At 69.9% G+C, this 10,328-nt stretch carries 10 protein-coding genes; 3 read left to right on the top strand and 7 right to left on the bottom strand.

What is annotated here, in order from left to right:
• Positions 1 to 968: NAD(P)-binding domain-containing protein (locus AIIKEEIJ_RS25535; protein WP_161996840.1), on the bottom strand; the 968-nt coding region annotated here is incomplete at its 3' end.
• A gap of 180 nt (positions 969 to 1,148) precedes the next feature.
• Here AIIKEEIJ_RS25535 and AIIKEEIJ_RS25530 point away from each other — a divergent pair.
• Positions 1,149 to 3,482: an ATP-binding protein gene (locus AIIKEEIJ_RS25530; protein ID WP_198163319.1), complete on the top strand. Its 2,334-nt coding sequence runs from the start codon at positions 1,149 to 1,151 to the stop codon at positions 3,480 to 3,482.
• A 32-nt stretch (positions 3,483 to 3,514) separates the two neighbouring features.
• Here the strand turns inward: AIIKEEIJ_RS25530 and AIIKEEIJ_RS25525 are convergent, their stop codons facing one another.
• Entirely contained in the window at positions 3,515 to 3,784 is a 270-nt protein-coding gene (locus AIIKEEIJ_RS25525; RefSeq protein WP_006937792.1) for a DUF2277 family protein, read from the bottom strand.
• A 22-nt stretch (positions 3,785 to 3,806) separates the two neighbouring features.
• Entirely contained in the window at positions 3,807 to 4,391 is a 585-nt protein-coding gene (locus tag AIIKEEIJ_RS25520) for a TetR/AcrR family transcriptional regulator (protein ID WP_029540975.1), read from the bottom strand.
• A gap of 88 nt (positions 4,392 to 4,479) precedes the next feature.
• Between AIIKEEIJ_RS25520 and AIIKEEIJ_RS25515 the strand changes: the two genes are divergently transcribed.
• Together AIIKEEIJ_RS25515 and AIIKEEIJ_RS25510 are read left to right on the top strand one after the other, a co-directional pair.
• Positions 4,480 to 5,877, top strand: a complete 1,398-nt coding sequence (locus AIIKEEIJ_RS25515; protein WP_161996839.1) for a cytochrome P450 — start codon at positions 4,480 to 4,482, stop codon at positions 5,875 to 5,877.
• Positions 5,878 to 5,945: 68 nt separating this feature from the next.
• Positions 5,946 to 6,350 (top strand): hypothetical protein, encoded by a 405-nt coding sequence (locus AIIKEEIJ_RS25510; RefSeq protein WP_065923055.1) that lies wholly within the window; start codon positions 5,946 to 5,948, stop codon positions 6,348 to 6,350.
• Between the two features lie 66 nt (positions 6,351 to 6,416).
• Here the strand turns inward: AIIKEEIJ_RS25510 and AIIKEEIJ_RS25505 are convergent, their stop codons facing one another.
• From AIIKEEIJ_RS25505 to AIIKEEIJ_RS25490, 4 genes are all read right to left on the bottom strand, one after another.
• Positions 6,417 to 7,565, bottom strand: a complete 1,149-nt coding sequence (locus AIIKEEIJ_RS25505; RefSeq protein ID WP_006937784.1) for an acetyl-CoA C-acetyltransferase — start codon at positions 7,563 to 7,565, stop codon at positions 6,417 to 6,419.
• Positions 7,566 to 7,599: 34 nt separating this feature from the next.
• A complete protein-coding gene (locus AIIKEEIJ_RS25500) occupies positions 7,600 to 8,202 on the bottom strand; it encodes a TetR/AcrR family transcriptional regulator (RefSeq protein WP_043797511.1) in 603 nt (200 codons plus the stop codon).
• A gap of 65 nt (positions 8,203 to 8,267) precedes the next feature.
• The gene (locus tag AIIKEEIJ_RS25495; protein ID WP_006937781.1) at positions 8,268 to 9,068 is read right to left on the bottom strand and encodes an SDR family oxidoreductase; all 801 of its coding nucleotides are present in this window, start codon (positions 9,066 to 9,068) and stop codon (positions 8,268 to 8,270) included.
• Positions 9,065 to 10,288, bottom strand: a complete 1,224-nt coding sequence (locus tag AIIKEEIJ_RS25490) for an acyl-CoA dehydrogenase family protein (protein WP_006937778.1) — start codon at positions 10,286 to 10,288, stop codon at positions 9,065 to 9,067. Before AIIKEEIJ_RS25490 ends, AIIKEEIJ_RS25495 begins: the two co-directional genes overlap by 4 nt.
• Positions 10,289 to 10,328: the final 40 nt, after the last annotated feature.

Here is a 10,328-nt window from a genome sequence, read left to right as displayed (position 1 = left end):
GCGAGCTTGTCGGCCTTGGCCGGGTCCTGCACCCGCTCGCGGATGCGTTCGCGGATGTACTCGGCGATGGTGTCGTTGGCCTTCTTGTCGAACAGGATGTCCTGGAAGCTGTCGATGAACAGCCGGAACCCGCCGGCGTTCCAGCGCTCGTCGAACACCCGGCGGCGCTCCTGCGCGTCGACGGCCAAAGCCGAGGGCTGGACCTGGTCGAACGGGACGCCGAGGAAGTGGTTGCGGGCTGCGTCGCGCAGACTCCGGTAGTTCTGCTTGGCCTCGGTCTCCACCTCCGGGTCGAGCGGCCCGTTGCCCAGCGGGGTGGCGAAGTTGGGGGTGCGCTGGAAGACGATCAGCTCCGCCGCCTCCTCGGCGATCAGGGGGATCGCCTGGATGCCGCTCGCACCGGCGCCGATGACCGCGACACGCTTGCCTGCGAAGTCCACGCCCTCGTGCGGCCAGTTGCCGGTGAGCAGGACCTCGCCGCGGAAGTTCTCGATGCCGCCGAACTCGGGAGTCTTGGGGACCGAGAGGTTGCCGGCGCCGGAGATGAAGTACCGGCTGCGCACGCTGCGGCCGTCATCGGTGTGCACCGTCCACATCGAGTTCTCGTCGTCCCAGTGCACCCCGATCACCCGGGTGTCGAAGGTGATCCCCCTGCGTAGGTCGAAGCGGTCGGCGACGTGCTCGAGGTACCGCAGGATCTCCGGCTGGCCGGCGAACTTCTCGCTCCACCGCCACTCCTGCTGCAGCTCTTCGTCGAAGGAGTACGAGTAGTGGATGCTCTCGATGTCGCAGCGAGCGCCCGGGTAGCGGTTCCAGTACCAGGTGCCGCCCACGTCGGCGCCGGCCTCGAACACCCGCACCGCCAGGTTCATCGTGTCGCGCAGCTTGTGCAGGGCGTACAGGCCGGCGAAGCCGGCTCCCACGACGACGACGTCGACGTCGGGAGCGGAGAAATCGGTTTCGGTCATGGTGCGGGCTCCTCACGATCAATGGGGTTCGGCCCCGTCCGGGGCGCTTCGATGCCTGACCACGACAATGACCCGCGTCACCTCACCCCCACGCGGGGGAAATCACCCCTTTCGATACCTGTGTTGGGCGTCACACCGCATTCGGGTATGTTCTGACCACTATCTCTGGGAAGCGTGAAGATGGAGTCCCCCCTGCCCCGCACCAAAGGGCTGACGCCCTCGCTGACCAGTTTCGTCGGCCGTCGCCGGGAGATCGACGAGGCTCGGGCCCGCCTGCAACAGGCCCGGCTCCTGTCGTTGCTCGGTCCGGGCGGGGTCGGCAAGACTCGGCTGGCGGAGGAGATCGCCCTCCGCTCCGCCCGCGCCTTCCGCGACGCCTTCTGCTGGATCGACCTCGCCGTGGTCCGCGATCCCGAGGCGCTCCCGTCGGCTGCGGCCGCGGCGCTCGGCGTCACCGACCAGTCCACCCGTCCCGTGCGGGACAAGATCCTCGATCACCTGCGGGACCGCCACATGCTGATCGTGGTCGACAACTGTGAGCACCTGCTCGACGCGGCGGCCGCGTTCGTCACCACGGTCCTCACCGGCGCACCCGAGGTGCGCGTTCTGGCGACGAGCCGGGAGCCGCTCGGCGTCGGCGGCGAATTCACCTACGTGCTGCCGCCGCTGAGCACCCCGACGGAATCGACCGGCAACCGCGCCGCCGACCTGGCCCTGTTCGAATCGGTCACGCTTCTCGTCGAGCGCACCCAGAGTGTGGTCGCCGAATTCCGGATGACCGACGCCAACGCCGACGCCGTCGCCCAGCTGTGCATCCAGCTCGACGGCATCCCCCTGGCCATCGAACTCGCCGCAACCCGGTTGCGGACCCTGTCCCCCGCCCAGCTCGTCGAACGGCTCGACCGGCGCTTCGCCCTGCTCACCGGCGGCAACCGCGCGGCCGTGCCCCGGCAGCAGACGCTCCGGGCGCTGATCGACTGGAGCTACGAACTGTGCTCCGCACCGGAGCGCACGCTGTGGGCGCGGCTGTCGGTCTTTCCCGGCAGCTTCGATCTCGAAGCCGCCGAGTCGATCTGCGGGGACGAAGACCTTCCCCCGGAACAGGTGATGGATCTGCTCGACGGTTTGGTGTCGAAATCGCTTGTCACGGTCGATCGTTCCGCAGAGGCCTTCCGCTACTCGCAGTTGATGACCGTGCGCGAGTACGGGCACGAGCTGCTCGACGCCGGTGGACGACGGAACGATCTGTACCGGCGGCACCGAGACCACTACCTCGAGCGGGCGCAACGTCACGCGGCGGACTGGTACGGGCCGAGACAATCGGAACTGTTGTCGCGGTGGCGGATCGACCATCCGAACTTCATGGCCGCGCTCGACTGGTCGCTACGGGACGACAGCGACCTGTCGGCCGCGGCCGCCCTCGCCGTGGCGCTTCGGTATCACTGGATCGCGGGAGGCAACCTCTCCCACGGCCGCACCAGGCTCGAGCGGCTTCTGCAACGACTGCCCCGGTCCACTCGCGACCGGGGCCACGTCCTGTGGGTGACCGCGTGGACGGCCCTGATCCAGGGGGACCGGGAGGGAGCCGCACTTCATCTTGCCGAATGCGGATCCATCGCAGCCGAACTGGAAGATGCCGAGTTGCAGGCGCACCACGACCACTGGGCTGCCCTGCACGCCTTGTTCTGCGGACGAACCACCGACGCGATCGATCTCTACGACGCGGCGATCGCCGTTCATCGCACCCGAGGCGATCGCGCAGCAACCCTCACCGCCTTGTTCCAGCTGGCCATGGCCCAGACCTACGACGGCCGGCTCGACGACGCACTCGCCACGTGTGCACACGTGATCCACGTGGCGGACGAGCACGGCGAGCAGTGGAACAAGGCGTACGCCCTGTGGGTTTCGAGCCTGGCCTACTTCCACCTCGGCCGGATCGACGACGCCGTCGACGCCGCGGAACAGGCACTGCACATCCAGCGCGACTTCAAGGACAAGATCTGCACCGCCCTGTCGATCGAACTTCTCGCCTGGGCGGCGGAAGCCGTCGGTCACACCGAGCGGTCCGCCACGCTCTTCGGCGCGGCCAGGGCGGTGTGGCAGCGACTCGGCACGTCCGTCGCCGCCTTCGGTCCCCATATCACGGGTGATTCGGCGCACTGGGAACAGCGGGTCCGACAGTCGCTGGGAGCGAAGAAGTATGCGCGCCTGTCGACACCGCCGGCACACCCGGCCATCGAGCAGGCTGTCGACACGGCTCTCGGGACGCCCGCGGGCGGATCGGCGACCGCGTCACCCACCGCCTCCCCGTTGACCCGCAGGGAAGAGGAGGTGGCCGAACTCGTCGCCCGGGGCCTCAGCAACCGGGAGATCGCGGATCAGCTCGTGATCTCGCACCGGACGGTCGACGGGCACGTCGAACACATCCTGGACAAACTGGGCGTCGGATCCCGCACCCAGGTGGTCGCCTGGGTGCACGCCCGCGCCGCGGGAGCGGCACACGCGCCCGGCTGACGGCCGCCGCGGGACTCGGGGTGCGACGTCGTTCAGCCGCGCGCCGCGATCCGTGCCTGCACCTCCGGCCGGCGCAGCGGCGGCACCGTCGGCGGCGGCTGCCGGCGCGGCGGGAGCCGGTCGAGCAGTCGCATGGTGACGGCCGTGACCTCGGCGACGGCCTCCTCGAACGGTTCGCGGGTGGCGTCGGACAGTTTGTGGACGCCGCTGACCTTGCGCACGTACTGGCGGGCGGCGGCCTCGATCTCCTCGGCGGTCGCTGCCGGCTCGAGCCCGCGCAGCTCCGTGATGTTCCGGCACATGGACCGAGGGTAACCCGGGTCCTCAGCCGAGGCGACCGCCGAGCATGCCGCGCAGCGCATTCAGGCACAGCTCCCGCAGCTGCGTCCCGGTGACCGTGGGGTGATCGTGCCAGTCGACGCACACGCTGCGCACGAGGGCGATCCATCCCTGCACGGCCACCGCGACGAGTTCGCGTTCGTCGTCGGGCGGGGCGAGCGCGTCGAGGATGCGTTCCTGCTGAACGCCGAGTTCGGCGTCGACGATCGCGCGGATACCGGCGTCGGCGGAGTCCGCGGCCCGGTTGACCGCCGCGACGCCCTGCCGGTGCGACGCGACGTAGTCGAGGTAGGCGTCGAGGCCCGCGATGATCCGCTCGGCGACGGTGAGCTGCGGATCCGGTTCGGTGACGGCGAGCAGCCGGTCGGACTCGCGCTGGACGACCGCCGCCATGAAGTCTCGTTTGGTCGGAAAGTAGTGGTACATCAGGCCGCGCGAGACCCCGGCGAGTTCGGCGACCTCCTCGATCCACACGTCCTCGTAGGCGCGCTCGGCGAACAGGCGCGCGCCGATGTCGAGCAGCTGCGCGCGGCGCTGCTCGGGATCGAGTCGTCGGCGGGATCGGGCCACGGACTCAATCTAGTTCTTGACACCCGTCCGTCCCGGCGTAGCGTGATTACTGTACACGGATTCAATAACTGGGGGTCGGAGCATGGCCATGGCCACGTCACGGGTGTTCGACACAGAAATTCCGCGCCCGCCGAAACGTCTCCCCCTCGTCGGCGACGTCCTGGGCATGTCGCTCGAGACCCCGGTGCAGAACTCGATGGCAATCCACAAGGCCCTCGGCCCGGTGTTCGAGCGCACGGCCTTCGGCCGCCGCTTCGTGTTCGTCTGCTCCGGCGAGCTCACGGCCGAGCTGTCCGACGAGAAACGCTTCGCCAAGCACCTCGCGCCGGGTGTGGAGGCCCTGCGCGCGATCGGCGGCGACGGGCTGTTCACCGCCTTCAACGAGGAACCGAACTGGCGCCGCGCGCACGAGCTGCTGATGCCCGCGTTCACCCAGCAGGCGATGCGCCGGTACCACGCCACGATGCTCGACGTCACCGCCCAGCTCGTCGCACACTGGGACCGTACGGCGCGCAGCGGCGGCGACGTGGACATCGCCGCGGACAAGACGAAGCTGACGCTGGAGACCATCGGCCGCAGCGGCTTCAGCTACTCGTTCGAGCCGTTCGAGCGTGCGGCGCGGCACCCGTTCGTCGAGGCGATGGTCGGCGGACTCTCGTTCTCGCAGCGCAGCATGCTGCGCACCGTGCCGGTCGTCGGGCGCTTCCTCTTCCCCGCCGCCAAGCGGCAGTACGACCTCGACCGGGCGCACATGCGCGACGTCGTCGACGCGGTGATCCACAGCAGGCGCGACGCCCCCGGCCCCGCCCCCGACGACCTGCTCGAGCTGATGCTGCGGGCGGCACGGGAGGACGATCCCAACAAGCTCGACGAGATCAACATCCGCAACCAGGTGCTCACCTTCCTCGTCGCCGGTCACGAAACAACTTCGGGCGCATTGTCGTTCGCTCTCTACTACCTGATGCGCGACCCACAGGCCTACGCGCGGGCACGGGCGGAGGTCGAGGAGATCTGGGGCGACGGCGAGCCCGCATTCGAGCAGATCGCCAAGCTGCGCTACGTCCGCCGGGTGCTCGACGAGGCGCTGCGCCTGTGGCCGACCGCGCCCGCGTACGCGCGGGAGGCGAGGGTGGACACCACCCTCGCCGGCCGATACCGGATGCGTGCCGGCGACTGGGTGCTCGTGCTGCTGCCCGCGGTGCACCGCGACCCGGCGGTCTGGGGCGACGACGCCGACGAGTTCGACCCCGACCGCTTCCTGCCCGAACGGGTCCGGGCCCGGCCCGCGCACGTGTACAAACCGTTCGGCACCGGCGAACGCGCTTGCATAGGAAGGCAGTTCGCGCTGCACGAGGCCACGCTCGTGCTGGGAACCCTGTTGCGCCGCTACGACCTGGCGATGGACCCCGCCTATCGGCTGAAGGTGGCCGAACGGCTCACCCTCATGCCGGAGGGACTACACGCCCGGGTGTCCTTGCGGTCCTGAGCCGGCGCCCACCCGTGTCGTAGGCTGAGCCGGGCGGGTGGGAGAGGCCCGCACGGGAGGGAGAAACCATGAGATTCGGTTCCGCAGGCGTCACGGCGGCGGCGCTGTCCACGATCGTTGCGGCCCTGGCCGTCCCGGCGACGGCGCAGGCGGGGCCCACCGCCGACGTCGTCGCGGGCCGGGAGCGGGTGAAGGTGACGGTGCACGGTGTGCCCGTCCATCCGGAGAGCTGCCGTGTCGATCCCGATGCGGACGGCCACACCCGCAGCCTGCCCGTCGAACCGTCCGGTTCGATGGTCGCCCACGGCGTCGCACCCGGACCGCGGCGCGTGCTCGTCTGGTGCCCGGACGGGGGCATCGTCCACGAGCAGATCGTCCACGTCCTGCCCGCCGATCCGCTCGCCGACCTCGCCGACCACGCGTTCCGCACCGCCGGCAGCAGCGACCGGGTCACCGATCCGACCCTGCGCTGACGCGCCGGTGTGTCTCTTGGGCTGCCCTGACAGCCCAAGGGACACACCGGCGGCGCAGCCGCCTTTCTACACCCGCTCGATGATCGTCACGTTGGCGGTGCCGCCGCCCTCGCAGATCGTCAGCAGGCCGTAGCGACCCTCGCGGCGCTCGAGCTCGTTCAGCAGAGTCGCCATCAGCTTGGTGCCGGTGGCGCCGAGCGGGTGGCCCAGCGCGATGGCGCCGCCGTTGACGTTGACCTTGGCCGGGTCGGCGCCGATCTCCTTGATCCAGGCCAGCACGACGGGGGCGAAGGCCTCGTTGATCTCGATCAGGTCGATGTCGTCGATGCTCAGGCCGGTCTTCTCCAACGCATGCTGCGTCGCCGGGATGGGCGCGCTGAGCATGAAGATCGGGTCGTCGCCGCGGGCACTGAGGTGGTGGATCCGGGCGCGGGGCTTCAGGCCGTACTTGCGCACGGCCTCGTCGGAGGCGAGCAGCACCGCCGAGGCACCGTCGGAGATCTGGCTGGCGACGGCGGCGGTGAGCCGGCCGCCCTCGACGAGCGTCGCGAGTGACGCCATCTTCTCGAGGCTCGTCTCGCGGGGTCCCTCGTCGACGGTGGCGTCGCCGAGCGGGACGATCTCGCCCTCGAACCGGCCCTCGGCGATGGCCGCCTTGGCCCGCTCATGGCTCTGCAACGCCCAGCGCTCGAGGTCCTCGCGGCTGAGATCCCACTTGTCGGCGATCATCTCGGCGCCGCGGAACTGCGAGACCTCCTGGTCGCCGTAGCGCTCAGTCCAGCCGGTCGAACCGCCGAACGGGGTATCGAAGCCGTACTGCTGCCCGACGATCATGGCCGCGGAGATCGGGATCTGCGACATGTTCTGCACGCCGCCGGCGACGATGAGGTCGGCGGTGCCGGACAGGATGGCCTGCGCACCGAAGTGCAGGGCCTGCTGGCTCGACCCGCACTGCCGGTCGACGGTGACGCCGGGAACGTGCTGCGGGTAGCCGGCGGCGAGCCACGCGGTGCGGGCGATGTTGCCGGCCTGGCCACCGATGGCGTCGACGCAGCCGAAGACGACGTCGTCGACGTCGCTCGGGTCGATGCCGGTGCGGTCGACGATCGCCTTGATCACGTGCGCGCCCAGGTCGGCCGGGTGGACGGCTGACAGGCCGCCGTTCTTCTTGCCGATCGGGGTGCGTACCGCGTCGACGATGTATGCCTCGGTCATGAGGGACTCCTAGTCGGTTCCGGGGAAGGTCGGTTCAGGGGTTGGCAAGTCCGTCGAGCACGATGGACAGGTACTGCTGCGCCACCTTGTCGGCGGTGAGGGTGCCGCCGGGCCGGTACCAGCGCACGGCCACCCACACGGTGTCGCGCAGGAACCGGAAGACGAGTTCGACGTCGACGTCCGGCCGGAACGTGCCGTCGGCGATGCCGCGCTCGATCACCCCCACCCACAGGTCGCGGAATTCGGTGTTGAGGTCGGAGATGTAGGAGAACCGCTCGTTCTCCACGAGCCGCTTGGCCTCGTCCTGGTAGATCGCGACCGCGGCGTGCGACTTGTCGATCGATTCGTACGACGCGGTGATGAGCGCCTCGAGGGTGGCGCGGGAGTCCGCCCCCGAGGCGACGATCTCGCGGTAGCGGCCGAACAGGTCGTCGAGGAATCCCCGCAGGATCTCGTCGACCATCGACTCCTTGGAGTCGAAGTGATGATAGAGACTGCCCGACAGGATGCCCGCGGCGTCGGCGATGTCGCGCACGGTGGTGGCACGCACCCCGCGCGAGGCGAACAGCTGAGCGGCGATATCGAGCAACTCGGCGCGACGCCCGGACTTGGCAGCATCGTCTCTGGGAGGAGTCATGGAGGCATCCTTTCAGGCTGCCGTGCGCGGTTCCGGTGGCGGCGGCTACCGGAACCGCGCACGGGTCAGGCCCTCTGCGAGGAGATCGAGACGACCTCGCCGGTCAGGTACGTGGTGTAGTCGCTGGCGAGCATGGCGATGGTCGCGGCGATCTCCCAGACCTCCGCGGCCCGCCCGTACGCCTCGTCGGCGGCGAGCCGGTCGAGCAGGTCCTCGCTGGTGACCTTCGCGAGGAAGGCGTGTCGCGCGATCGACGGGGCGACGGCGTTGATCCGGACCCCGTACTCGGCGGCCTCGATCGCCGAGCAGCGGGTCAGCGCCATCACGCCGGCCTTGGCGGCCGCGTAGTGCGCCTGCGAGTGCTGCGCGCGCCAGCCGAGCACCGAGGCGTTGTTGACGAGGACGCCGCCGTGGCCGGCCGACCGGAAGTAGCGCAGCGCGGCGCGGGTGGCGCGGAAGGTGCTGGTGAGGGTGATGTCGAGGACGCGGTCCCACTGTTCGTCGGTCATGTCGACCACCGGGGTCTCACCGCCGAGGCCGGCGTTGTTGACCAGCACGTCGATGCGCCCGAGCCGGTCGGCGGCGCCGGTGATCAGCGCGTCGACCTGCTCGGTGGAGGAGACGTCGCACACGAGGGCGTCGACCTGCTGCGACGGGAACTCGGCGGCGAGCTTGTCGACCGTCTCCCCGAGCCGACGCTCGTGGAAGTCCGAGACGAGCACGTCGCCGCCCTCGAGCAGGGCGCGACGGGCGGTCGCGAAACCGATGCCGGTGCCGGCGGCGGCGGTGACGACGACCTTCTTGCCGGCGAGCAGGCCGTGGCCCGGGGTCTCGACGGGCGGCGTGGCGAGGGGGGAAGTGGTCACGGACGGGCCTCTCGGGGAAGGCCGAGCACGCGCTCGGCGATGATGTTGCGCTGGACCTCGTTGGATCCGCCGTAGATGGTGTCGGCGCGGGTGAACAGGAACAGCCGTTGCCACTCGGCGAGCTCGAGATGCTCGGGATCCGAGAGCACCGACGGGTTGCCGGCATGGTCGTGCTCCGGCCCGACGAGCGAGGCCGGGCCCTGCACGTCCATCGCGAGCTTGCCGAGGTCGCGGTGCCAGTTGGCCCACAGCAGCTTTGCCACCGACGCCTGGCCGGGGTCGGCCTCGCCGAGGGTGCGCACGGCGTGGGCGCGCATCACGCGCAGGCCGATGCGGGCGCGCGCGATCCGCTCGCGGATGTGCGGATCCTCGGCGGCACCGTTGGATGCGGCGAGGTCGGCGACGCCCTGCAGCTCACGGGCGAAGCCGATCTGCTGGCCGAGGGTGGAGACGCCGCGCTCGAAGGTGAGCAGTCCCATCGCGACCTTCCACCCGTCGCCGGGGGCGCCGACGACGAGGTCGGCGTCGGTGACGGCGTCGTCGAAGAAGACCTCGTTGAACTCGGAGGTGCCGGTGAGCTGCTGGATGGGCCGGACCGTGACGCCCGGTTGATCGAGCGGCACGAGCAGGAAACTCAGGCCGTGGTGCCGGGAAGAGCCGGGTTCGGTGCGGCAGACTACGAACGCCCACTGCGCGACGTGTGCGAGGGACGTCCACACCTTCTGGCCGTTGATGATCCACTTGCCGTCCTCGAGCCGGGCGGTGGTGGCGACGTTGGCCAGGTCGGAACCGGCGCCGGGCTCGGAGTAGCCCTGGGCCCACAGTTCGGTGACGTTCCGGATGCCGGGCAGGAAGCGGCGCTTCTGGTCCTCGGTACCGAAGGCGACGAGGGTGGGCCCGAGCAGTTCCTCGCCGAGGTGATTCACGCGGGCCGGCGCGTTCGCCTTCGCGTACTCCTCGTGGAAGATCACCTGCTGTTCGAGGGTGGCGCCGCGTCCGCCGTACTCGGCCGGCCAGCCGATGCAGGTCCATCCGGCGGCGGCGAGATGGCGGTCCCACGCCAGGCGCTGCTCGAAGTACTCGTGCTCGCTGCCCGGGCCACCCTTGCCCTTCAGCTCGGCGAATTCGCCGGTCAGATTGTCCTCCAGCCACTGCCGGACGGTGGCGGCGAACGCGGCGTTGTCGAAACCCGTGTCGTCCAGTCTCTCGCTCTGATGCACGTCTGTACGATAACCTACCAAGCACTTGCTAGGTAGGGAG

This window comes from Rhodococcus sp. YH1 (assembly GCF_009939605.1).
Taxonomy (GTDB): domain Bacteria; phylum Actinomycetota; class Actinomycetes; order Mycobacteriales; family Mycobacteriaceae; genus Rhodococcus; species Rhodococcus aetherivorans.
The sequence above is the reverse complement of the archived record's forward strand: the minus strand, read 5'-3'. Positions and strand labels throughout refer to the sequence as shown.

Excerpts from the sequence above, each read along its gene's own strand:
- AIIKEEIJ_RS25530 (WP_198163319.1), top strand. The coding sequence starts at position 1,149 with ATGGAGTCCCCCCTGCCCCGCACCAAAGGGCTGACGCCCTCGCTGACC.
- AIIKEEIJ_RS25525 (WP_006937792.1), bottom strand. The coding sequence starts at position 3,784 with ATGTGCCGGAACATCACGGAGCTGCGCGGGCTCGAGCCGGCAGCGACC.
- AIIKEEIJ_RS25515 (WP_161996839.1), top strand. The coding sequence starts at position 4,480 with ATGGCCACGTCACGGGTGTTCGACACAGAAATTCCGCGCCCGCCGAAA.
- AIIKEEIJ_RS25510 (WP_065923055.1), top strand. The coding sequence starts at position 5,946 with ATGAGATTCGGTTCCGCAGGCGTCACGGCGGCGGCGCTGTCCACGATC.
- AIIKEEIJ_RS25505 (WP_006937784.1), bottom strand. The coding sequence starts at position 7,565 with ATGACCGAGGCATACATCGTCGACGCGGTACGCACCCCGATCGGCAAG.
- AIIKEEIJ_RS25500 (WP_043797511.1), bottom strand. The coding sequence starts at position 8,202 with ATGACTCCTCCCAGAGACGATGCTGCCAAGTCCGGGCGTCGCGCCGAG.